The sequence below is a fragment of the Peptococcus niger genome (assembly GCF_900101835.1).
In the GTDB taxonomy this organism is placed as follows: domain Bacteria; phylum Bacillota; class Peptococcia; order Peptococcales; family Peptococcaceae; genus Peptococcus; species Peptococcus niger.
In genome coordinates, this window is the sequence record NZ_FNAF01000005.1 from 96,326 (window position 1) to 120,548 (window position 24,223).

Below are 24,223 nucleotides of genomic sequence, written 5' to 3' on the forward strand. Positions count from 1 at the left end.
GACCTCATCGAAAGGATGGAAAAAATGACTTACAAATTACCTAAATTTACCCGCGAAGAAGTACTGGAAATGGACCACAAATACAATGTCCACTCCTGGTCTGCACAAAAAGCACTGAAAAACATTATCCCCGTTGAAAAATCTGAAGGCATCTACTTCTATGATTACAACGGCAAACGCTATGCTGACATGTGCTCCCAGCTCGTTAACATGAACTTGGGCCATGGCAACCAACAAATCATCGATGCCATTAAAGAACAAGCTGAACAGCTTTGCTTTATCGCACCGGGCCAATCAGTTGGCATTCGTGCCGCCTTGGCTAAAAAAATTGTGGAACATGCTCCGGAAGGCATGAGCCGCGTATTCTTCACCAACGGTGGTGCTGACTCCAACGAAAACGCCATTAAAATGGCTCGTCAGGCTTCCGGCAAACAAAAAGTCTTGTCCATGTACCGTTCCTATCACGGGGCTACCATCACCGCTGGTAACGTTTCCGGTGACAGCCGTCGCTTTGCCGCTGAAATCGGTGGTAGCGCTCCTGGGATTGTTCACTTCTTTGGGCCTTTCCCCTATCGTGAAGAAATTGAATTTGAAAGCGAAGAAGCATTAACCGAATACTACCTGAAAATGCTCCGCAAACAAATCATTGCTGAAGGTCACAACAACATTGCCGCCATCATCTTGGAAACCGTTATCGGCGCCAACGGCGTAATCCTGCCGCCGAAAGGCTACCTGGCCGGCATCCGTGCCCTCTGCGATGAATACGGCATCTTCATGATTTGCGACGAAGTTATGGCCGGCTTTGGTCGTACCGGCACCTGGTTCGCCGTTGACAACTGGAACGTTTCTCCGGACATGATCACCTTCGCTAAAGGCGTTAACTCCGGTTACGTTCAATTGGGCGGTATCATCATGAACGAAAAAGTGGCCAGCCACTTTGACGATGTTGCCCTGCAATGCGGCTTAACCTACCAAGGTCATCCGCTGGCTTGCGCTTCCGCTTACGCTTCCATCGAATACATCGAAGAACACAATATCCTGGACAACGTCCAAAAAGTGGGTAAAGTGCTCGGCGAATGCCTGGAAGAATTGGCAGCAAAACACGCTTGCGTCGGTGAAGTTCGTTACATCGGTCTCTTCAGCGCCATTGACCTGGTGAAAAACAAAGAAACCAAAGAACCTATTGCTGAATATGCTGTTGACACCACCGGCAACCAGAAAAAAGTCGTTGCCAAATGCAAAGAACTCGGCTTCTACACCTATGGCCGTGACAACTGCATCCAAATCTGCCCGCCGCTTATCATCACTGAAGAAGAACTTCGCGAACAAATGAAAGTTCTTGATGAAGTCCTGACCTGGGCTGACAACGAATTCTGCAAATAAGAATCGCTTTTAAGTACGGCAGCATTGAATAAACAGCGCCTCTCACCGGTTGGATATAACATTCCGACCAGTGAGGGGCGCTTTTTGTATTCAAATTAAAAGTTGAATCAGAAAATAACTGCATAATTTTTTCATTACGGGACTATTTCTCATACATATGGGTGATGTACCGGGCGTGAGTTATTGATATGATATGCGTAAGCAGTGGAAGAGAAAAATGGACGGCGTGATCTTTTATCTAGGGGGGATATGAAAAGGAAAACGATTTTAGCTATTATTGTGGGTTTGATTAAGAGGATTTTTATTGTGGATCAAAAGCTGGACAGGCAAGGTTTTAACGAGGAGGATTCATCATGAAAAAGAAAATTTTCAGCATCATTATTGCGCTATTGGTCATTATGTCTTTTGCGGCCTGTAACCAACAATCTGACACGGACAGTGCAAAAGAATCGATTCAAAACTGTATGGATGCTTTGAAAGCGGCAGATATGAATAAGGCCAGGCAATATGCTGCCAAAGACAGCAAGCCTTTCCTGACGGATGCTGCTTTAAAAGAAAATCCGGATGATCCGGAGGAAAAATGGATACTTGATCTCTTGGCATCTAGCCAGTATAAGTTTAAGTCGGGAAGCATTAAAGACGGTGAAGAAAAAGGGACGTTTATTTATGAGATAACCTCTAAAGACTTGATGTCCATCATTTCCCAATCCATGGACGAAATCATGGCTGGTAAATCTGAAGACGAAATTTTGTCAAATATGGACGTCTCCAAGCTTGACGATCAGACGCGGGATGTGGAAATTACCGTTCAAAAAGAAGGCGGAAAATGGAAAGTGGTCAAGGCTGAAGATCTCCTATTTGAATTGGCCGGTATGGAGGGCTTGGCCGGTTAGAAAAATTCTTTTTTATGATTTAGGGCACTTGATGCCATAGTGGACAGATAGCTAAGAGTCGATTGACGGATTATATAGCCTGGGACTGTCACCAGGTGAAAAGAGCACCTTTGGGAAATTTTTCCAGAGGTGCTCTTTTTTATTGACAGAATGTCCATAAGGGTTTAGATTAAGGCTACTTAATTGGGGTGTCGGTGGTTTCGTTGCCTATATCAGGAAAGTGCTTCGAAAATAGGAAGGGTAGCTATGGCTCTTAGCTTTAAGCGATTTAGTACGTCGCAAATCATTATTTTAGGGTATGCCGGTGTGATTTTCTTAGGGACGCTTCTTTTGATGTTGCCGATAGCCACAGCCACTGGCGAGAGTGCCCCTTTCTTAACGGCACTTTTTACCGCCACTTCTGCCCTTTCGGTGACGGGACTGGTGGTGGAAAATACGGCCACTTACTGGTCCCTATTTGGCCAAGGGGTGGTTATCGTCTTGATTCAAATGGGAGGCATGGGGGTGATTACCGTTGCGATTGGTTTATCCCTCCTGCGTGGTCAGCGGATTGGCCTGAAACAACGGCGAGTCATCCAGGATGCCTTAGCCGCGCCTCAGGTGGGCGGGATTATCCGCTTGACCCGGGTGATCATCTATCGGGTGGTCTTGGTAGAACTTGTTGGGGCCTTGATTCTTCTGCCTGGATTTGTTGAAAGGTTTGGCTTGGGCAGGGGGCTTTGGTACAGTTGTTTCCATGCAATCTCTGCCTTCTGTAACGCTGGCTTTGACCTCTTTGGTGTCCAAGAACCCTATGCCTCCTTAACCTCTTTTGCAGACAGCCCAGTGGTTAACCTGGTCATTATGGCCTTGATTATTATCGGCGGCTTGGGTTTTTTAACCTGGGAGGACATTCTTACCCACCGGTTTAAGGTTAAACGGTATAAGATGCAGACAAAGGTCATCTTATGTATGACTGGGGCCCTGGTTTTTTTACCAGCCCTCTACTTTTTCACTTATGAATTGGCCGACCTTCCCCTGCAAAAGCGCCTATGGGCCTCCTTATTCCAATCGGTTACCACAAGAACAGCCGGTTTTAACACGGTGGACTTGGGCCTTTTCAGTGGCGGTGGCTTAATGCTCATGACCCTGCTCATGCTGGTTGGTGGCGGGCCGGGATCTACGGCAGGGGGGATGAAGGTCACGACGCCGGCTGTTCTTTATGCCATGTCCTACGCTGTTTTTAAGCGTGAACGGGCAGCCCACCTTTTTCATAGGCGGATTCCCTCTACAGCCATTCACATGTCCGTCGCCATATTTTGCTTATATACAGGGGCCTGTTTGCTGGGTGGCTTTTTCATGTTTTATTTTGAGAACCTGCCCTTGCTTAAATGTCTATTTGAGTGTGCCTCAGCCATTGGGACCGTAGGGTTGACCCTGAGTATTACCCCGGGCTTAAGCGGGGTATCTCATGTCATCTTAATCTTACTCATGTTCATTGGCCGGGTTGGGGCTATGACTTTTATGTTTGCGACTTTTTCCCAGGTGAGGGACCGGAGTGCAGCCATGCCGGAAGAAAAAATCAGTATTGGTTAGGAGAAGCGGAATGAAAAATATCTTACTTATCGGTTTAGGCCGGTTCGGTCGCCATATGGCCCAGCAATTTTATGCCATGGGCCACGAAGTCATGGCTGTAGACCAGCGAGAGGAACGGGTCAACCAGGTGCTTGCTTTTGTAACGGATGCCCAAATAGGGGATAGCACAGATGGCGCTTTTCTGGCAAGCCTGGGCGTGGGCAACTATGACCTCTGTGTTGTGGCTATTGGTGACAGCTTTGAAAACTCTTTGGTCACCACCTCTTTGTTGAAGGAGTTAGGGGCTGGCCGGGTCATTGCTCGGGCCTCCCGGGGGATTCAGGAGCGCTTGCTCCTCCGGAATGGGGCTGATGAAGTCGTTTATCCAGAAAAACAGTTGGCGCGGTGGACAGCCATCCGCTATTCCTCCGACCATATCTTGGAATACTGGGCCTTAGACCATGACTATGCCGTTTATGAATTAGCGGTTCCGGAAGCCTGGTTGGGACAGACCGTAGACCAGTTGGACTTAAGGAAAAAATACGGCCTCAATATTTTGGGTATCCGCTATGACGGCCACTTGAATATGGATATTCGCCCTCAAACAATCCTGGATAAAGGGGCTTCTGTCCTGGTACTTGGTCCTGAAACCGTCATCAGGAAGCGTTTTGATATTTAATATCGTTGCTGCTGTCTCCCAAGCGGGTTTAGTGAACCTGCTTGCGGAGACTTTTTTATGCCAAGGGGCTGAAGCTGGTATGCTAAGAAAGGAGGGGACTACTGCCCACAAGACCGGCGCCGTTTATAGGGAAAGGAGGACGTGTATATGAATAACCAGTAGCAAGCAGCGGATATTTTTAGAAAAGGAAGATACAGGATGGCTGACACAAAAATTTCGATTCTTAATTTGGTCCCTAAATACCAGCATGAGACGATGAAAGCGGCCTTTGACCGGGCGGTGGCCCTGGCGCGCTTTGCAGAGAAAAATAATTTTACCCGCTATTGGGTTGCGGAACACCACAACACCCGGGCGGTACTTGGCTCAGCGACAGATTTGGTCCTGGCCTATATTCTCTCGCATACGGAAAGCTTGCGGGTCGGTGCCGGTGGGGTGATGCTTCCCAATCACACGCCTTTTCAAGTGGCAGAACGGTATGGAACCTTGCAGGCCCTTTATCCGGACCGGGTGGACTTAGGCGTTGGGCGAGCGCCGGGGACGGATCGGGCCACGGCAAAATTAATTTACCGCCGCCACTATAACCAGGAAGATTTTGTAGAAGCCTTGCGCACCTTGCAAGGCTACATGAGCGATGAGGCGGTGGATTTACCGGTTGCGCCGACGCCGGGCATAGGTGCTCATGTACCGATTTATGTCCTGGGCAGTTCTGACGCCTCTGCTTACGTGGCGGCGGAATTAGGCTTGACCTATTCCTTTGCCGGACATTTTTCGCCAAATTCCATTGGCCATGCCCTGGACATTTATCGCAAACAATTCAAGCCCTCGGAACACCTGGAAAAGCCCTATGTGATTTTAGGCCTTACGACCAATATTGCTGCGACAGAAGAAGAGGCCGAAGCCTTGGCCTTTCAAGCGGCGCAGGTCTTTCTCCATTTGATTCACCGGCAAAGCCGCGATGAATTTTTGAAGATGGACCCGGATCATGCGCCTGAGCTGACCTCCATTGAAAAATTTTATTTACGGGCCCACCGGGGCCTTTCCATTAGCGGGAGCCTTGATGAGGCGCGGGATCAATACCGGGAAATTATGCGCCGCTATGCACCGGATGAAATCATCGGCGCGACTTATATTCCTGACCAGGCACCTTTAGAAGAAAACTTCAGGCTTTTGGCGGATATTGTTCGAAATGACTGAGGACCGGCAATGCCCTGCGGTCAGTGCTTGCTTGCCGGGCATAGAGCCAGACTTGTGGAAAGCTCTGTGCAGGAACCGAGATAACAATTGAAAATGACTGGAGTGCGGATAAACCGCACTCTTTTTGTATAGACAATAGTCCTCAAACAGAGGACTAATCTGTTATAGGGATGGAGAAATGAGGATTATTACATAAGAATGAAAGAAAATAACCAACCGTTTTAAATACCTGTAAATAAGGGTTTATGAAAAATAAAGCAAAAAAATACAATAAAAAATATGATATATAACAGTTGACAAGAGTCCATCAAGTGTGTATCATGTGGCCTAATCACTATCGCTAAACGAATAAAATAATAAAAGAGGTGTTATTATGAGATGTTCCGGTTCTGACGTTTTATTCCATGTCCTCATAGAGCAAGGGGTCGATACCATTTTCGGCTATCCTGGAGGTGCGGTGCTGAATATTTACGATGCTCTTTACGATTACAGCGACCGAATTCGGCACATTCTCACCGTGGATGAACAGGGCGCTTGCTATGCGGCGGACGGCTACGCCCGTGCCACGGGAAAAACCGGGGTGGTTTTGGCCACCAGCGGCCCGGGTGCGACCAACCTGGTCACCGGGATTGCCAATGCCTATATGGACAGTATCCCTCTGGTGGCCATCACCGGTAATGTGGCCAGTGATATGATTGGGAAAGATTCCTTCCAGGAAATTTACATCACCGGTTGCACCATGCCCATCACCAAGCATAATTTTGTGGTGCGCAAGGTGGAAGAGCTGGCACCGATTTTACGCCGGGCCTTTGATATTGCGGAAAGCGGGCGTAAGGGGCCGGTGCTGGTGGACCTACCGAAAGATATTACAGCAGCCTTGACCGACTATGTACCGGTTGAGCCTTCGGATAAGCCCCAAGGGGGAGCGGTGGCAGAGCCATCATCGACCGATTTGGACCTGGTCCGCAAGTTAATTCAAACGGCGGAACGCCCTTTGATTTATGCAGGGGGCGGTATGATTTCCGGGCAGGCAGAAGAGGCGCTTTTGGCCCTAATGGAGAAGGCGCAAATACCGGCTTGCCATACGATTATGGGCATCGGCGCCCTACCGGATGATCACCCCCTTAATTTGGGCATGGTAGGGATGCATGGTAAAACCAGTGCCAACCGGGCTGTGGAAAATTGCGATTTGCTCTTGGCGCTTGGGGTACGGTTTTCTGACCGAGTGGCCCTTAATTTCAAGCATTTTGCCCCGCAGGCAACTCTGGTTCACGTGGACATTGATCCATCTGAGCACCATAAGAATGTAGCGGTGGATTTGGCTGTGGCGGCAGATGCCAAGCCTTTTCTGGAAGGACTGCTGGCGCTTGTCCAGCCCTGCCGGCATGACCTTTGGCAGGGGGAATTAAAGGCCTTTCAAACAGAAGACTGGCAAGCACCGCCAAAAGATGAACGCCTGGCGCCGACGGCTTTGGTGGAAACCATGGCGCATTTCATCGGCGAAAGGGGCATCATGGTGACCGATGTCGGCCAGCATCAAATGTGGGCTGCGCAGTCTGCCCATCGGTCGCAACCGCGGACCTTTATTACTTCCGGTGGTTTGGGCGCTATGGGATACGGCTACGGCGCAGCCATCGGGGCGGCCTTGGCAAAGCCGGATGAGCGGGTGCTTCACATTACCGGGGACGGGTCCTTCCATATGAATATGAATGAATTGGCGACAGCCGTCCATTACAAGCTGCCGATTGTAACGGTCATTTTTGACAATCAGGCGCTGGGCATGCCCCGGCAATGGCAGCACTACATCTACAAAGACCGCTATGCCATGAGTGATTTTTTCCGCGCAACGGACTATGTGGCCTTTGCTGAAGCACTGGGGGCCAGAGGAGACCATCCGCGCAATATGACGGAATTTGAAGGGGCCCTGGCAGACGCCTTTACCCGTTCCGGCCCAACGGTCATTTGGTGTGAGATTGACCGCCATGCCCAGGTCTTGCCCATGATTCCTGCCGGCGGTACGGTAGCGGACAGCATCACGACAGCCTAGGAGGTCCCATGAAAAAGCAAATGATGAAGCAAGAAGTAATCTGCTTATTGGTGGAGGACCATTACGGGGTTTTGGCCCGGATTGCCAGCCTGTTTGGCCGTAAGGGCTACAGCATTGATACGCTGACGGTCTCCACGACAACAGAAACAGACCTGTCACGGATCACCCTGACGGTTTCCGGAGAGCAGAGTGAAATTAAGCAAATCATGGCTCAGTGCGCTAAGATTGAAGAAGTGCGCTCTGTAGTCCTCCTGTCTGTGGATAATTCGGTCTTGCGTGAAATATTATTGCTGAAACTGGCTTTGGATGCGGATAAGGGCAGTCAGCTGTCGCAAATTATGGAAATCTGCAACATCTACAAGGCGACGGTGGTCAGTCTGACAGCCGATATTATAATCCTGGAATTGACCGGTAAGCCGGTGAAAATAGATGCTTTTGTTGACTTGATGCAGCAGTTTGACGTGATGGAGTTGTCGCGCTCCGGGGCTACGGCCATGGCGCGGCAAAAGGTTTTGGGAAAGGATGAATAAAAATGGAAAAATATTACGATAAAGATTGTAACTTGGCCGCTTTACAGGAAAAGACCGTTGCTGTGATCGGATACGGTAGCCAAGGGCATGCGCACGCCCTTAACTTACATGACAGCGGTGTGCCGGTTCTTGTTGGTCTGGCGCCGCAGAGCAAAAGCCGGGCGAAAGCGGAAGCCGCCGGCTTGACGGTAGCGGATGTGCCGGAAGCGGTTAAGCAGGCGGATGTGGTCATGGTCTTGGTGCCGGATGAAGTGATGGCGGACCTTTATGAAAAAGAAATTGCCCCTTATTTGCAGGACGGGATGCTCTTGATGTTTGCCCACGGCTTTAACATCCATTATGAATTCATCCAACCGGCAGCAGGGCTTGATGTGGCGATGGTGGCCCCGAAAGGACCGGGCCATAAGGTGCGGAGCCAATATCTGGAAGGCTGCGGGGTCCCTTCCTTGATTGCTGTTTACCAAAATGCCACCGGACAAGCTAAAAGCCTGGCCCTGGCTTATGCCTCGGCCATCGGTGCGGGCCGGGCAGGTATCCTGGAAACGTCTTTTAAAGAAGAAACGGAAACCGATTTGTTTGGCGAACAGGCCGTCTTGTGCGGGGGTGTGACCGAACTGATGAAGGTCGGCTTTGAAACCCTGGTGGAAGCCGGCTACGAACCGGAGATGGCCTATTTTGAATGCATCCATGAAATGAAGCTCATCGTCGACCTGATCATTGAAGGCGGCTTTGCCCGCATGCGCCATTCCATCTCTAATACAGCCGAATACGGGGACTACATCAGTGGCGAAAAGGTCATCACCGACAGTGCCCGCCAGGCCATGCAGGATATTTTAAAGGACATCCAAAATGGCCGGTTTGCGTCAGACTTTATGACCGAATTCTCTGCCGGCCGTAAGGCGCGTTTTCTGGCCAGTCGCCGGCAAGCAGCAGACCATCAGTTGGAAGCAGTCGGTCAAGACCTGCGCAGCATGATGAGCTGGTTGCAAGAGGAGGCCTAGGAGGGGCTATGGAGAAACAGCAACCGTCAAAAGTGGTATTGGAGGGGCCTGAACGGGCGCCGAATCGCAGCCTATTTTACGCTATGGGTTATACAGAAGAAGAGCTCCACCGGCCCCTGGTCGGGGTGGTCAGCGCTTACAGTGAAATTGTCCCCGGTCACCAGCATTTGGATAAATTGGCCCAGGCGGTCATGGATGGGGTGCGGTTGGCCGGCGGAACGCCGGTCTTGGTGCCGGCCATCGGCGTTTGTGATGGGATTACGATGGGGCATAACGGGATGCGGTATTCCTTGCCGAGCCGGGAATTGATTGCCGATTCGGTTGAAACCATGGCCCTGGCGCATGGGTTTGATGGTTTGGTCCTGGTGCCGAACTGTGACAAAATCGTGCCGGGCATGGTGATGGGGGCCGTGCGGATTAACCTGCCGACCCTTGTTCTTTCCGGTGGGCCCATGCTGGCCGGGCATATCGGTGAGCAGGCGGTGTCTCTTTCCGGCTTATTTGAAGCCGTCGGCGCCTATAAAAATGGGACCATCACCGGTGAGTTGCTGGAGCAGATGACCCAGGACACCTGCCCTGGTTGTGGATCTTGTGCCGGCATGTACACGGCCAATTCGATGAACTGCCTAATGGAGGCCCTGGGCCTGGGCCTGCCCGGGAATGGGACCATTCCGGCGGTATCTGCAGCCCGCCGCCGGCTGGCCAAGACCGCCGGCATGCGGATCATGGCCCTGATTGAGCAGGGCGTACAGGCGCGCGATATTGTCACGGCAGATGCCTTGCACGATGCCCTGGCCTGTGATATGGCGCTGGGTTGCTCGTCCAACTCGGTCTTGCACCTGCTTGCCATTGCCAACGAAGCCGGCGTCAGCCTGGACTTGCAGGATTTTAACGACCTCAGCGAACAGGTGCCTAACCTCTGCCACCTGGCACCGGCAGGGCCGCATCATATTGAAGAATTGGACGCAGCCGGCGGTATTCAAGCGGTGCTCAAAGAATTGATGCATACCGGTCTTCTGCACCTGCAGCGGCCGATGGTTTCCGGTAAAACGCTCCAGGTTCAAATTGCGGATGCTGACAATTTGAACACGACCATTATCCGGCCATATGCCGACCCCTATTCAAAAACCGGCGGCCTGGCCATTTTATTCGGTAATATCGCCCCCCGTGGCGCCGTGGTAAAGCGCAGCGCCGTTGCAGCGGAAATGCTTGTGCATGAAGGCCCGGCCCGGGTCTTCGATGGCGAAGAAGAGGCGATTGCCGCCATTTATGCCGGGAAAATCCGACCCGGTGATGTGGTGGTGATTCGCTATGAGGGGCCGACCGGCGGCCCGGGGATGCGGGAAATGCTCAACCCGACCAGTGCCCTGGCCGGCATGGGACTGGACAGTTCGGTCGCCTTATTGACAGACGGTCGTTTTTCCGGTGCCTCCCGCGGCGCTTCTATCGGTCACGTCAGCCCGGAAGCGGCCCAGGGCGGTCCGATTGCCTTGATTGAAGAAGGAGATACCATCGCCATTGATATTCCCGCCTACACCATTCAGTTAAAGGTTTCCGATGACGTATTGGCCGCGCGCCGCAGCAGATACCGGCAACCACCCATGCGGGTGACAAGCGGTTGGCTCAGCCGCTATGCGCGCCTGGTTTCCGGCGCCGATCAAGGGGCTGTGCTGAAGGGCTGACTCGGTCAGCGACCCCACCAAAATACCCCGCATAGGATGAAGGATATATGTACCGCCCCCAGTTGGACCTAAAAATCCAACTGGGGGCCTTTTGATGTCCCCATACAGCTAGGCCTAAAAAACGGGGACGGCGGGTGAAAATAAAAAAAGACCGCCGGCCCATCAAAATCATGGGATGAGCAAGACGATCTTATAAGCGGAAAGGTCGGAGATATGGTTGTATTGGCGGAAAAATTAAGGAGAAATCGGGCGGTTTTAGTCCCCAATAAGGTGCCAGTGAAGACAAGCGGCATAGCATAGAGGGCTGTAAAATAAAATCGAGCAAGCCTTTTGCCTGCTCGATTGGGTTCAGCTTAAGGCGGTACTGTAGTCCGCCTTGCCGGGGATAGATTTTTATTGTATTATTTGCGGGCCTGCTCGTCTTTGACCGTGGCCAAGAGGCCGCCGGCCAAGAGCAATTTTTCTTGACGGGCGCCCAGGTCAATGGCCAAGTGGATGGTTTTGTTTAAACGTTTCACAAAAACGTCGACCTGGCCGGCTTTGATTTGCGCGGGCAGGTTGGTAAAGGTCAACTCTTCTGTTTCGACCAATTGATCGTAATCGTCAGGATTGACGAAGGTCAAGGGGAGGATGCCGTTGTTGATGAGGTTGGCCTTGTGGATACGGGCAAAACTTTTGGCAATGACTGCCCGCACGCCGAGGTAGAGGGGGCAAAGGGCGGCGTGTTCGCGGCTGGACCCCTGGCCGTAATTTTCACCGGCGACAATAATGGGGGCCGCATTGGTCATGGCCTTGCAGACTTCCGGGAAATCCGGATCGGCAGGCGTCAGGCAGAAATTGGCCAAGTAGGGCACATTGGACCGGAAGGGGAGCAGCTTTGCGTTGGAGGGGGCGATGTGGTCGGTGGTGATGTTGTCCTCCAAGTGGGTGGCCACCCGTCCTTCCAGGGTTTCCGGTACGGCAGTGCCGACCGGGCAGTCTTTGATGTTCGGCCCTTTTACCAGGTCCGTTTGCCCAATAGCCGTTTCAGATGGCGGAATAAAGAGGTTGTGGTCAAGATGGAAAAGAGCCGGATGCTCAATGCCCTGGAAGCGTTTTTCACCATAGGGATCGGTCAGGACCCCATTGATGGCCGACATGGCGCAGGTTTCAGGACTGGCCAAATAAACGTCTGCGCTGGCGGTACCGCTGCGCGCGTAAAAGTTGCGGTTAAATGAGCGCAGGGAGACCCCGTTTGTATTCGGGGCCTGGCCCATGCCGATGCAGGGGCCGCAGCCACATTCTAAAATGCGGGCGCCTGCTTCGATAAAAATAGACAGCAAACCATCATCAGCCAGGCGTTTTAAAATTTGTCGAGACCCGGGTGAAATCACCAAGGAAACATTCGGATCAACCCGGTTGCCTTTTAAAACAGCCGCCACTTTCGCCAAGTCAACATAAGAAGAGTTGGTGCAGGAGCCGATGGCCACTTGGTTGACCTTTAAGCCGGCTTTCTCCGCAACGGATACCACGGCATCCGGACTGTGGGGGCAAGCCAGCAGGGGGTGTAAGGTCGTTAAATCGATTTCAATTGTTTTAGCGTAGACGGCATCGGCATCGGCGGTCAGCGGCTGCCAATCATTTTCCCGGTTAAAGGAAGCCAGGTAACTGCGGGTCAAATCATCTGACGGGAAAATGGACGTGGTGGCCCCCAGTTCAGCGCCCATATTGGTGATGGTGGCGCGTTCCGGAACGGTCAGTGTCGCCACGCCTTCGCCGGTGTATTCGTAGACCTTGTTGACCCCGCCTTTGACGGTTTCCCGGCGCAGGACTTCCAAGATAATGTCTTTGGCGGCAACGCCCGGGGACAGTTTGCCGGACAGACGCACTTCAATGACTTCCGGCATGGTGATGTAATAGGGGCGGCCGGCCATGGCAGCTGCTACGTCAACGCCGCCGGCACCGATGGCAATCATGCCGATGCCGCCGCCTGTAGGGGTGTGAGAATCTGAGCCGATTAAGGTTTTACCGGGAATACCGAAGTTTTCCAGGTGCACTTGGTGGCAGATGCCGTTGCCGGCCTTGGACAGCCAAATGCCGTAATTGGCCGCAGCACTTTGAATAAAGAGGTGGTCGTCAAAATTTTCCGGTCCGCTTTGCAGCATATTGTGGTCGATGTAGGCCACGGACCGCTCGGTGCGGACGCGGGGCGGATTCATTGCCTCCAATTCCAGATAGGCCATGGTCCCGGTAGAGTCTTGCGTCAGGGTTTGGTCTATTTTCAGACCAATTTCATTCCCCGGAATCATTTCTCCATCCACCAAATGTGCAGAGATGATTTTTTCGGTTAAAGTCGCCATAATGCCCTCCATTTCGTGTTAGCGTGACTATAATCACATTTTATACAATCTGCACCGACCTCGTCAAGGTGTGGGTCTGCGCCGACCAGCGGCATGGACTCTGGCCTTTGGATGAGGGGTAAAAAGTTAGCTGCATCTGACTTGATTGCAGGCTGAAAATTTGTTAAAATAAAGTCAGGATCAGCGGAGCGGTCTCCGACCGCTCTAGGGGTCGGCATCAGCACCCGACCCACACAGCCACTCTTCGGAGTGGCTTTTTTTCATGGCACACTTGTGGCGCATCAGGGAGGAAACGAGATGCCATCATCGCCGATTAATCTTTTCTTGGAAGCCCTTTTTCCAACACCGCGCAATTGCCTGCTTTGTCAGGCCCCCATTGCCGGCTTCGGCCTTTGCGAGGCCTGCCATAAGCTATATGAGGAAAAAAGACAAGGCAACGGTCAATGCCTGCGTTGCGGCAGTTTCGGTGTGCGCGGTCAGGCTTGCGATGTTTGCCGCCATTGGCCGCAATATATCCACCGGGTGTCCGCCCTTTGGCCCTATGAAAAAGAGGTTCGCGCTGCTATTTTGGCCTATAAATACCAGGGCAAGCCTTGGATGGCAACAGGTTTTGCACAAGCTTGCCTGCCTTTTATCCCGCCGGGAGTTGACCTGCTGGTTCCCGTGCCCTTGCACGCCTCACGGTTGCGAGAGCGGGGGTATAACCAGAGCCTGCTCTTAGCCAAGGCCCTTCACGCCGCCGGCGGTCCGCCGGTTTCAGATGCCTTGCGCCGGATTAAGGCCACCCCCCACCAGGTGGGCCTATCCAAAAGGGCCCGTTTGCACAATTTGGATGGTGCCATTAGGGTCCAGCGGCCGGAAGCGGTGGCCGGCCGCCATGTGTGCTTGATTGATGACGTCATCACCACCGGGTCGACCATTGAACATTGCGGCCGGGCCTTGCATCGGGCCGGCGCTTCTGCGGTGAGCGCCCTGGTCTTGGCCGCCGGCTACGGGTCTCTGGCCGGCCGTTGAGGAAAATAGAAAAAACGATAAATTTTTTTACATAATGCTTGCATTTTTATGCATGACCTTGTAGAATAGGGTACAGATTAAGTGACTGCTGTCATAATTAAAGGGGAGAGATATGAAAATGAAAAAAATTCTAGCATCTATTTTAGCGCTCGCCTTGAGCGTTTCCGTATTGACGGCCTGCGGTGGTGGCGGCGACACTTCCGCTACATCCGCTACATCTGAAGCCGGCTCAACAGCGGAAAGTTCGTCTAACGCCATTGTGGTTGGGACCAACCCGACTTTTGCGCCCTTTGAATTCCAAGATGAAGAAGGGAATATGAAAGGCTTTGACCTGGACTTGATGCGCGCCATCGCTGAAGAAGAAGGGCTTGAAGTTGAATTTAAGAGCCTGTCCTTTGATGCTTTGACCGCCGCCATCCAAAATGGCGAAATTGATGTCATCGCTGCCGGGATGAGCATTACCCCGGACCGCCAAGAGCAATTGCTCTTCAGCAAGCCTTATATGGACGCCTCTTTGGGCATCTATGTGGCCAAAGATACCGAGGGTGTTAGTGGTGTTGGTGACCTGAAAGGCAAAGTTGTTGCCGCTCAGCAAGGGACGACCGGTGCCGATGAAGTGCAAGATTTGGCTAAGAAACGCCAAATCGGTGAAGCAAAAATTCTCGAAGACTACAACATGTGCTTCTTAGAATTGTCCAACGGTGGCGCTGATGCCTTGATCATTGACCTGCCGGTGGCTGAAAACTACATGAAAAACAATCCGGACCAGGTTAAAATGGTTGGTGAACCCTATGTTGCCGATTACTATGGTTTAGCGCTGGCTAAGGACAACACCGACCTGCAACAAAAAATCAACGATGGCTTGGATAAGGTCATTAAGAGTGGGAAATTTGAAGCACTCTGCAAAAAATATGAACTGCCCGTACCGCAGTCCATTATTGACGGAACGGCTAAAGTTGCCTAACTGATATGATTTTAAATGAGATGCGAGGACACTCGCATCTCATTGGTCTTTATGGAGCAAAGGAGGACCTATGCAGCTCAATTTTTGGCACCATTTTACAGCGGTCTTGCCGATCGTTATTAAAGGGGCGGAATTTACGATTAAAGTAACCGCCGTCGCCGTACTCATCGGGATTATCATCGGTTTAACCATGTCCCTGATGAAGCTCAGTGGCAACCGGTTGTTAAAACTTATTGCAAATATCTATATTGAATTTTTCCGCGGAACGCCGCTTTTGGTGCAGATTTTCCTGTGGCATTACGGGGTCTCCTCGCTGATCACCGCCTTCAGTGGTGACAAATTTCACTTCCAAGTAATTACCACAGCCTTTGTTGTCCTGGGGATCAACTCAGGCGCCTATGTCGCGGAAATTTTCCGAGCCGGCATCCAAGGGGTTGACATCGGCCAGGTGGAAGCGGCCCGGTCTTTGGGCATGAGCAAGGCCCAGACCTTGCGGCATGTGGTCGTGCCGCAGGCTTGGAAACTGGTGATTCCGCCCTTGGGAAATGAATTTGTTATGCTGTTGAAAGACAGCTCCTTGCTGTCAACCATCGGGGCCATGGAAATCATGAAACGGGGGCAAATTTATATCGGAATGCATGCCACCCCCTTTCCGGCATATGTGGCCGTGGCCCTCTGCTATCTGGTCATTACCTTTACCCTAACCAGATTTATCAACGGATACGAGCGGAAACTTTCTTCCGGCGGCAAAAATGCCCGCAGCATGACGGACATCAGATAGGAGGACAGCCATGATTGAAATCAAAAATTTACACAAATCCTTTGGTAAATTGGAAGTCCTTAAAGGGATTAACGAAACCATTGCCGATGGTGAAGTTGTTTCCGTTATCGGCCCGTCCGGCAGCGGGAAAAGTACCTTCTTGCGTTGCATCAACCTTTTGGAAGAACCGACAGAGGGGCAAATCATCATCGACGGCGAGGATATCACAGATCCCTCCCATGATGTCAACCAAATGCGGGCCCAAGTCGGCATGGTGTTTCAACGCTTTAACCTCTTTCCCCATAAGAGTGTCTTAGACAACATCATGTTGGCACCGATCAATGTGTCCAAAGTATCCAAGGCAGAAGCAGAGGCAAGGGCGCGCGAACTCTTGAAGACCGTGGGCTTGTCGGATAAAGCCGATGCTTACCCTCACAGCCTATCCGGCGGGCAACAACAGCGTGTTGCCATTGCCCGTGCGCTGGCCATGCAGCCGCGCTACCTGCTCTTTGATGAGCCCACCTCCGCCCTGGACCCGGAAATGGTCGGCGAAGTCTTGTCCGTCATTAAGGGCTTGACCCAAACCGGCATGACCCTCGTCATCGTCACCCATGAAATGGGTTTTGCCCGTGAAGTCAGTGACCGTGTCTTCTTTATCGACCAAGGTGTCGTTATGGAAAAAGGCGACCCTGAAGCCATTTTCGGCAACCCGCAAATGGACCGGACCAAGGATTTCTTAGCCAAGGTGCTTTAAAAAATGAGCCGCTTGGGCGACTGGTCGGCAAAAACAAGATAAAAAAGCAGATTTTTTGCATTGCCCCCAAAACTAGGACCAAAATGAGGTCAAGTTTTGGGGGCCTTTATATGGGCAAAAACCGTCTGAGAGGCAAGAGTCATCTATTTGGAAAATTGCTGGTCGGTTCTTAAAGTTTATAAAAGGGATTTTGAAAATTTTTAAAAGAAGAACAAGAGGGTATAAGTCTTTTAGATGACATCGCTAGACTCAGAAAGGAGACACTATGAGTTATAAAGTTAGCCCTGAAAACGAAAAATTGCGTCAGGAAATTCGTGAATTTGCGGAAATGGAAATTGCACCGATTTCATTCCAGTTGGATGAACGGGCCATTTTTCCGGAAGATATTGTCAAACAAATGGGCGAAAAAGGCTGGATGGGCCTGCCTTTTGAGAAGAAATACGGCGGCCGGGAAATGGGCAATGAGGCTTATGCCATTGCTGTAGAAGAATTTTCCCGCGTTGATGCCAGCGTTGGGGTCATCCTGTCGGCCCATAATTCGCTTGGGACTTGGCCGATTGCTGCCTTTGGTACTGAGGCTCAGAAAGAAAAATACCTGGTGCCTTTGGCCAAAGGGGAAAAGCTGGCTGCTTTCGGTTTGACGGAAGAAAATGCCGGGTCTGATGCCGGCGGAACAGAGACGACGGCTGTTTTAGACGGTGACCATTACATTCTGAACGGGCATAAAATCTTCATCACCAATGCACCTGAGGCGGATATTTATGTGGTCTTTGCTGCCACCGATAAAGAAAAGGGAACCCACGGCGGGATTTCTGCTTTCATTGTGGAAAAAGGCATGGAAGGGTTTGACTTCGGTACCCGGTACAATAAAATGGGCATTCGTGCCTCGGCAACAGCAGAACTGGTCTTTAAAAATTGCAAGGTGCCGAAAGAAAACCTCTTGGGTGAAATTGGTCAAGGGTTTAAAATTGCCATGCAGACCTTGGACGGTGGCCGGATTGGAATTGCGGCACAAGCGCTGGGCATTGCACAAGGCGCTTATGAACAGGCCCTTGAACGGGCCCAAGACCGGGTTCAATTTGGTAAGCCGATTGCTGCCCAACAGGGCGTCAGCTTCAAGCTGGCCGATATGGCCACGAAAATTCGCGCAGCCCGCTTTTTGGTATACTCTGCAGCTGAAATGAAAGATGCCCATGAAAATTATGGGATGCAGAGTGCGATGGCAAAACTCTACGCTTCTGAAGTGGCGCTGGAAGTTGTCGATGAAGCGGTGCAAATCTTTGGCGGCTCAGGCTTCATTAAAGGCTTGCCGGTGGAACGCTTCTACCGCGATGCGAAAATTACGGCCATCTATGAAGGCACCAATGAAATCCAACGGGTGGTTATAGCCTCCCACTTGATGCCGCGCAAGAAGAAAGACAAGGCTGAGAAAAAAGCCAGCAAGGCAGCTGCACCGACAACTGAGCGGAAGATGGAAATTTTCGATGAAGGATCCGCTCAAGACCGGGTAGATGCCCTGGTGAAAGCGCTCAAGGCAGAAGGGTACGACCGGCAGTCCGTTGATGACATTTTCGGGCCCATCGGTAAAGCAGACCGCCTGGTGGCCTTCGGGATGGGCTTAAAACATGCTCAGGACCGGAAGATGATGGAAGACCTGGCTGAAGCCTTCGGCGCGGTCTTATCCTGCTCACGGCCGATTTCCGAACAGCGGGAATGGATGGATTTGACCCGGTATGTGGGCCTGTCCGGACAGAAATTCGGAGGCAAATTCTATATTGGCGCCGGCATCAGCGGTCAAAAACAGCACATGTACGGCATTAAAGATACGGACATCATCATCGCCATCAATGAAGACATCAACCAGCCGATTTTCGCTGAAAGCGATTACGGCATTGTCGGCGACATGTATGAGATTGTTCCGCTCTTAACAGAGGCATTGAAGAATCTGTAAGGGTATTGGAAGGGGCTGCCTGAGGGCAGCCTTTTTTGCTTACAGCTGACAAGGCCTGGGCATTTGGCGATGGCAGGGCGCTGTGCTACAATGTTTTTAGAAAGGGGGCGAAGGCTATGTTGGTGATCAGGTGTGCCAGATGTAAGGCGAAGATATGGAAGTATGATAAGATTGGTCCCGGTGCGGTTCTTCGCTGCCATAAAGCGCGCATTCAGCAAGTTTACAATGTGCCGGTGGTGCAGGCGCATAAAATTTGCTGCCCAAAATGTTCAGCAGCCCTTGGCATTGACAAGGGCCCCTTCTATAAAATGGATCCACGCGCCTTTATTTACAATGGCACCAAAAGGAATCGATAGGATGGTCATGGAAGACGCGTACAGGATTTTACATCAATACTTTGGCTATGAGACCTTTCGGCCCGGGCAGGAAAAGTTGATTGAAGGCATCTTGCAAGGGCGAGATGTGGTGGGCATTTTACCCACCGGTGGGGGGAAATCCCTTTGCTATCAGATTCCGGCGCTGTCCTTGCCCGGCTTGACGCTGGTGATTTCACCCTTGATTTCTTTAATGAAGGACCAGGTGGATGGTCTGAGAGAGTTGGGCATTTCGGCAGCCAAAATAGATGGGCAAACAGAGCCGGTGGCCTATCGTGACATTATGCGCAGCGCTTTTCACGGTGACCTCAAGCTGCTTTATATTGCCCCGGAGCGGCTGGCGCAAGAGAGCTTCCAGCGGGCGGTTAAAAATTTACCGATTGCGCTGGTGGCCATTGACGAAGCCCATTGCGTCAGCCAGTGGGGGCATGATTTCAGGCCCAGCTACCGGCAAATTGCGGCCGGCCTGTCGGCCTTGACCCCGCGGCCAATTTTTGCCGCCTTGACGGCAACGGCAACTGAGCCGGTGCAGGCGGATATTGTTAAGGGCTTGGCCTTACAGGATCCGCTGGTATATGTGGCCGACTTTGATCGGCCGAATTTGTACTTTAATATTTTAGCGCCGAGCGACCGCAAAAAAACGCTCCTGTCTTTTTTGGCAGATGGACAGAGTGCCATTGTCTATTGCGCCACCCGCAGAACAGTGGATACCTTGAGCGCCTACTTGAACGATCAAGGTGTGACAGCGGTTGCCTACCACGCAGGCCTTTCAGCAGAAGATCGGGAAAGGCACCAAGACGCCTTTATTAATGATAAGGTCCAAGTGGCAGTGGCAACCAATGCTTTCGGGATGGGGATTGATAAACCGGATGTACGGCGGGTAATTCATTATAATATACCTAAGAATATCGAAAGCTATTATCAGGAGGCGGGCCGCGCCGGTCGGGACGGGGCGCCGGCTGAAGCGGTGCTTTTTTTCAATGCGGCGGATATTATGACCAACCTTTTCCTCATCGGGCAAAGCAGGGAGCCGAATGCCCGGCAAAAATTGGACGCCATGCTTGGCTATGCCTACACCGGCTCCTGCCTGCGTCATTACCTGCTGCGTTATTTTCAACCGACCGAGGACTTACCACCGGCCTGCGGCCATTGTGCCATCTGCGATGGCCGGATCACGACGACGGATGTGACCGAACCGGCGCGGATGGTGCTTTCCTGTATTGCCAGGATGGGCCAGCGGTATGGGACCAGCTTGATTATAGATGTGTTGCGCGGCGCAAAAACTGAGCGTATCCGCGCACAGGGATTCGATCGCTTATCCACTTACGGGCTTTTGGCAAAAAGCAGTAAGGGGGCCTTGCGCGATGTGATCACCCTTCTGGCGGCGGAGGGTTACCTGGCTGTGGTGGGGGCGGACTATCCGATTCTCAAGTTAACCGAAAAAAGCCGGGCGCTTTTGCAGGGAGAGGTCCAGTTGAGCATGAATCGTCCGCGCAGCGTCCGCAGTGGACAAGGGCACTTGGCAACGGAGGACCTGGACGAAACCCTCTTTCATGCCTTGCGCCAGTTGCGCCGCGAGATGGCGGATAATCTGGGCTTGCCGCCCTATATTATTTTCACGGACCGGACCTTGCAAGACCTGGCGCGTCGGATGCCCCGGACGTCGGAAGACCTGCTGGCGGTCCATGGCATTGGGGCTGTTAAAGCGAAAAAATACGGGGCTCCCTTTTTATTGGCCATTCGGCGCTATTTGCAGGAGTGATGGCTTGCGGCGCCGGCAGCAAGGGAGGCGCCATAAAAAAGCCCGTCACCATCGGATTAGACCTCCGATGGTGACGGGCTTTTGGGTGCTTTTAATTATTTTCTTTTAATTCATTCCGGTCTTGCGTCAACTTTAGCCGGTCAAGCAGGTAAAGCAGCAGGCCCAAAAGCAGGGCCACCACTGTTGCCAGGGCCATACCGGTTAATTTTACCGATCCAAGTTGAACATAGGCGCCGGATAAACCGGTAATAAATGGAATCGCCGTTAAGGCCTGGTTGCGCGGCAGGTTGTAATCCACCTTGGCATCCACCAGCAGGCGAATACCGGACACCCCAATCATGCCGTAGAGGAGAAAGCTGACCCCACCCATAACCTCCGGCGGAATGGACTGGATCAAGGTCGACACCTTACCGATGAAGCCTAAGGCGATGGACAAGACGGCTGTGCCGCCGATGACCCAGGTGCTGTAGACCCGGGTCATGGCCATGACCCCAATGTTCTCGCCGTAAGTGGTGGTTGGTACAGAACCGCCTAAACCGGACAGCATGGTTGAAAAACCGTCTGCAAAGAGGGTCTTGTGCAATCCCGGCTTGCGAATTAAGTTGCGGCCGATGATTTTCCCTGTTACCAACTGGTGGCCAATGTGTTCGCTGATGACCACCAGGGTGGCCGGTAAAATAATCGTCATGGCCCCCCAGTCAAAGGTCGGGTGGCTAAAGGCCGGCAAAGAAAACCAAGCCGCCTCTTTCACAGGGGTCAAGTCGACAAGGCCGACAATGGCCGCCGCCACATAACCGATGACAATGGCCAGGAGAACCGGGATCAGGGCTAAAAAGCCCCGCAAAACGATGGAGCCCAAGACCGCAGCCATCAGGGTAATGATAAAGACAGCCACCCGGTTGAAATCAACATTCGCGCCGTCCTCTAAGACGATGCCGCCCATTTTTGCCGCTGTGCCCGCCAGTTCTAAGCCGATAAGGGCGACAACGGCCCCCATGGCTGCCGGAGGCAACAAGGCATTGATCCAGGCAACACCGAAGAAATAAACGATGACCGCTACCAGCATCAGGGCAAGGCCTGAGGCCACAAAGCCCCCCAAGGCATAGCTATAGCCCATGCCGGAGGCATTGATGATCAGCAGGCTTGGAGCAATAAAGGCAAAACTTGAGCCCAAGTAGGCAGGCGATGAGCCTTTGGTGATAAAAATAAAAATTAACGTTCCAATCCCGTTGAAAAAGAGGACCACCGACGGGTTAATTCCCAAAATCGTCGGCACTAAAATAGAGGCGCTGAACATGGCAAACAAGTGTTGAACAGACAGCGGAATGGATTCTCGCCACGGCGGACGTGATTCCACATCATAAAATTTTCTGGCCAAAATAATACCCCCTTACCTATTGATGACAAACCTTTGTTATTCTAGTGGATAGTTTTTACCCGGTCAAGACTTTTGGCTAAAATTTTCTTATCTTCTTTTTTCAACCGGTTGTTAATTGCGCAAAGCCCTTTACAAAGTAAATATCATTCGTTAAAATATAAGTACCTCAAGACCCATTGGTCAAGCGGTTAAGACGCCACCCTCTCACGGTGGAATCAGGGGTTCGATTCCCCTATGGGTTATGGACGGCGGTTCCGCATGGAACCGTCTTTTATTATGTCAAACAGTGCGCTCAAGGAGGCAATATGGATTATCAACAATTGGCTGACCAGCTCTTCCCGGATGTAACCGATACAATAACGGATTTGGAAAAACGCTACCCATCCCGTGACCTGGCCGAGGGGGCCTTTGTCACCCGGTTAGGGCCGTCGCCAACGGGATTTATGCACATCGGCAACCTGTACACAGGCTTGATCAATGAGCGCCTGGCACATCAGTCCGGCGGTCGTTTTTTCCTCCGCATTGAAGATACGGACCATAAACGGTATGTGGATGGCGCAGAAGAGGTTATTACCGATGCGCTGGCCTATTTCGGCATCAATTATGATGAAGGGGTCTTTCAAGATGGAGAAAGGGGGGCCTATGGGCCCTACCACCAAAGTGAACGCGCGGCCATTTATCACGTGGTGGCCAAGCATCTGGTGGCTAAGGGTTACGCCTATCCTTCTTTTGCCACAGAAGAAGAACTGGCCGCCCTGCGCACTGCCCAGGAAGCGGAAAAGGCGGACACCGGCTACTATGGGAAGTGGGCCAAAGATCGTTTCTTAAGCCTTGAAGACATTCGCCGGCACCTGGACGCCGGAGACCCCTGGACCCTCCGCCTTCGTTCCCGTGCCTTGCCTGAGGAAAAACGTCAGATTCCCGATGGCATTCGCGGCCATGTCACCGTTCACCCGAATAAACAGGATGTGGTCTTGTTAAAGACCAATGGCATTCCGACTTATCATTTCGCCCACGTGGTGGATGACCATTTTATGCGGACAAGCCATGTGGTGCGCGGTGAAGAATGGCTGGCGACCCTGCCCATCCACCTGGAACTCTTTGATATCTTAGGCTGGCCGGCGCCCCTGTATTGCCACACCTCTCATTTGATGAAAATAGATGGGGACACCCGCCGTAAACTTTCCAAGCGGCAAGACCCGGAAATGGCCCTGTCCTACTACATGGAAAAAGGCTATCATCCGACGTCAGTGCGCGAGTACTTGATGATTTTGATCAATTCGGATTATGAGGAATGGCGGTTGGCAAACCCGGAGGCACCTTTGGCAGATTTCCCGGTGACCCTGGATAAAATGGCCACCTCCGGTGCCCTCTACGATATGGTTAAACTGGATGATGTTGCCAAAGAGAGCCTTTTGCATATTTCAGAAGAAGAACTGGCCACTTTCCTCATCCACTGGGCGGACCAGTATGCGCCCGACGCCGCCCTCATTTTAGCAGCCGATAAGGCCGCCCTGGTACGCTTGCTGGGCATCGGTCGAGACGGCAAAAAACCGCGCAAAGACTTGGTTTGCGCGGCTCAAATGTTGGCACATGTTTCTTATTTCTTTGACGATTGGTTCAAGCTGGAAGACCCCTTGCCGGAAGCCGTCAGTCCGACAGATGCCCAGACCATCTTAAGGGCTTACCTGGCCGGTTACGATGGGGCAGACGATAACAGCGCCTGGTTCGCTAAGGTGCGGGACATTGCCACAGCCAACGGCTATGCCGCCCGGCCCAAGGATTACAAGAAAGACCCGGACGCCTATAAGGGGCATGTGGGTGATGTGAGCGCCGTGATTCGCCTTGCCGTGACCGGCCGCTCGGCCAGTCCGGACTTGTGGAGCGTTCAGCAGATTATGGGCGAAAACCGCGTCCGCGACCGGATTGAAAAATTTTTGGCCCATCAAGTATAAGCTAACCTG

Annotated in this window: 19 protein-coding genes and 1 tRNA gene; 18 read left to right on the forward strand and 2 right to left on the reverse strand. The window is 52.0% G+C overall.

Going from position 1 to position 24,223, the window contains the following annotated elements; genetic code table 11:
* Nucleotides 1–24: 24 nt before the first annotated feature.
* From BLQ16_RS05555 to ilvD, 9 genes are all read left to right on the forward strand, one after another.
* Nucleotides 25–1,383 carry an aminotransferase class III-fold pyridoxal phosphate-dependent enzyme gene (locus BLQ16_RS05555; protein WP_242868959.1) on the forward strand — a complete coding sequence of 453 codons (1,359 nt, stop codon included), beginning with the start codon at nucleotides 25–27 and terminating at the stop codon, nucleotides 1,381–1,383.
* Between the two features lie 353 nt (nucleotides 1,384–1,736).
* Nucleotides 1,737–2,276, forward strand: a complete 540-nt coding sequence (locus tag BLQ16_RS05560; protein ID WP_091791760.1) for a hypothetical protein — start codon at nucleotides 1,737–1,739, stop codon at nucleotides 2,274–2,276.
* Nucleotides 2,277–2,522: 246 nt separating this feature from the next.
* Nucleotides 2,523–3,851 carry a TrkH family potassium uptake protein gene (locus tag BLQ16_RS05565; RefSeq protein ID WP_242868960.1) on the forward strand — a complete coding sequence of 443 codons (1,329 nt, stop codon included), beginning with the start codon at nucleotides 2,523–2,525 and terminating at the stop codon, nucleotides 3,849–3,851.
* A gap of 10 nt (nucleotides 3,852–3,861) precedes the next feature.
* Nucleotides 3,862–4,509 carry a potassium channel family protein gene (locus tag BLQ16_RS05570; RefSeq protein WP_091791761.1) on the forward strand — a complete coding sequence of 216 codons (648 nt, stop codon included), beginning with the start codon at nucleotides 3,862–3,864 and terminating at the stop codon, nucleotides 4,507–4,509.
* A 198-nt stretch (nucleotides 4,510–4,707) separates the two neighbouring features.
* Entirely contained in the window at nucleotides 4,708–5,703 is a 996-nt protein-coding gene (locus tag BLQ16_RS05575; protein WP_091791762.1) for an MsnO8 family LLM class oxidoreductase, read from the forward strand.
* Between the two features lie 373 nt (nucleotides 5,704–6,076).
* Complete coding sequence (ilvB, locus tag BLQ16_RS05580) at nucleotides 6,077–7,750, forward strand: biosynthetic-type acetolactate synthase large subunit (RefSeq protein ID WP_091791763.1); 1,674 nt, start codon at nucleotides 6,077–6,079, stop codon at nucleotides 7,748–7,750.
* An 8-nt stretch (nucleotides 7,751–7,758) separates the two neighbouring features.
* Complete coding sequence (ilvN, locus tag BLQ16_RS05585) at nucleotides 7,759–8,280, forward strand: acetolactate synthase small subunit (protein ID WP_242868961.1); 522 nt, start codon at nucleotides 7,759–7,761, stop codon at nucleotides 8,278–8,280.
* Between the two features lie 2 nt (nucleotides 8,281–8,282).
* Nucleotides 8,283–9,281: a ketol-acid reductoisomerase gene (gene ilvC, locus BLQ16_RS05590; protein ID WP_091791764.1), complete on the forward strand. Its 999-nt coding sequence runs from the start codon at nucleotides 8,283–8,285 to the stop codon at nucleotides 9,279–9,281.
* A gap of 8 nt (nucleotides 9,282–9,289) precedes the next feature.
* The gene (ilvD, locus tag BLQ16_RS05595; protein ID WP_091791765.1) at nucleotides 9,290–10,963 is read left to right on the forward strand and encodes a dihydroxy-acid dehydratase; all 1,674 of its coding nucleotides are present in this window, start codon (nucleotides 9,290–9,292) and stop codon (nucleotides 10,961–10,963) included.
* A gap of 401 nt (nucleotides 10,964–11,364) precedes the next feature.
* Here ilvD and BLQ16_RS05600 read toward each other — a convergent pair whose 3' ends face one another.
* Nucleotides 11,365–13,302 carry an aconitate hydratase gene (locus BLQ16_RS05600; RefSeq protein WP_423230819.1) on the reverse strand — a complete coding sequence of 646 codons (1,938 nt, stop codon included), beginning with the start codon at nucleotides 13,300–13,302 and terminating at the stop codon, nucleotides 11,365–11,367.
* A gap of 297 nt (nucleotides 13,303–13,599) precedes the next feature.
* Between BLQ16_RS05600 and BLQ16_RS05605 the strand changes: the two genes are divergently transcribed.
* The 7 genes from BLQ16_RS05605 to recQ all read left to right on the forward strand — a co-directional run bounded on the left by BLQ16_RS05605 (nucleotide 13,600) and on the right by recQ (nucleotide 20,881).
* Nucleotides 13,600–14,316, forward strand: a complete 717-nt coding sequence (locus tag BLQ16_RS05605) for a ComF family protein (RefSeq protein WP_091791766.1) — start codon at nucleotides 13,600–13,602, stop codon at nucleotides 14,314–14,316.
* A 112-nt stretch (nucleotides 14,317–14,428) separates the two neighbouring features.
* Entirely contained in the window at nucleotides 14,429–15,280 is an 852-nt protein-coding gene (locus tag BLQ16_RS05610) for a basic amino acid ABC transporter substrate-binding protein (protein WP_091791767.1), read from the forward strand.
* A 70-nt stretch (nucleotides 15,281–15,350) separates the two neighbouring features.
* On the forward strand, nucleotides 15,351–16,061 hold the full coding sequence (locus BLQ16_RS05615) for an amino acid ABC transporter permease (protein WP_091791768.1): 711 nt from the start codon (nucleotides 15,351–15,353) through the stop codon (nucleotides 16,059–16,061).
* A 10-nt stretch (nucleotides 16,062–16,071) separates the two neighbouring features.
* Nucleotides 16,072–16,794 carry an amino acid ABC transporter ATP-binding protein gene (locus BLQ16_RS05620; protein ID WP_091791769.1) on the forward strand — a complete coding sequence of 241 codons (723 nt, stop codon included), beginning with the start codon at nucleotides 16,072–16,074 and terminating at the stop codon, nucleotides 16,792–16,794.
* Between the two features lie 265 nt (nucleotides 16,795–17,059).
* The gene (locus BLQ16_RS05625) at nucleotides 17,060–18,745 is read left to right on the forward strand and encodes an acyl-CoA dehydrogenase family protein (RefSeq protein WP_091791770.1); all 1,686 of its coding nucleotides are present in this window, start codon (nucleotides 17,060–17,062) and stop codon (nucleotides 18,743–18,745) included.
* A 116-nt stretch (nucleotides 18,746–18,861) separates the two neighbouring features.
* Nucleotides 18,862–19,101, forward strand: coding sequence for a hypothetical protein (locus tag BLQ16_RS05630; protein WP_091791771.1), 240 nt, complete (start codon nucleotides 18,862–18,864; stop codon nucleotides 19,099–19,101).
* A 7-nt stretch (nucleotides 19,102–19,108) separates the two neighbouring features.
* On the forward strand, nucleotides 19,109–20,881 hold the full coding sequence (gene recQ, locus BLQ16_RS05635; RefSeq protein WP_200781888.1) for a DNA helicase RecQ: 1,773 nt from the start codon (nucleotides 19,109–19,111) through the stop codon (nucleotides 20,879–20,881).
* Between the two features lie 91 nt (nucleotides 20,882–20,972).
* On the opposite strand, the gene uraA is transcribed toward recQ, so the two are convergent.
* On the reverse strand, nucleotides 20,973–22,259 hold the full coding sequence (gene uraA / locus BLQ16_RS05640) for a uracil permease (protein WP_423230820.1): 1,287 nt from the start codon (nucleotides 22,257–22,259) through the stop codon (nucleotides 20,973–20,975).
* Between the two features lie 170 nt (nucleotides 22,260–22,429).
* Here uraA and BLQ16_RS05645 point away from each other — a divergent pair.
* A tRNA-Glu gene (locus tag BLQ16_RS05645) sits at nucleotides 22,430–22,501 on the forward strand.
* Between the two features lie 63 nt (nucleotides 22,502–22,564).
* Entirely contained in the window at nucleotides 22,565–24,214 is a 1,650-nt protein-coding gene (locus tag BLQ16_RS05650; RefSeq protein WP_091791774.1) for a glutamate--tRNA ligase, read from the forward strand.
* Nucleotides 24,215–24,223: the final 9 nt, after the last annotated feature.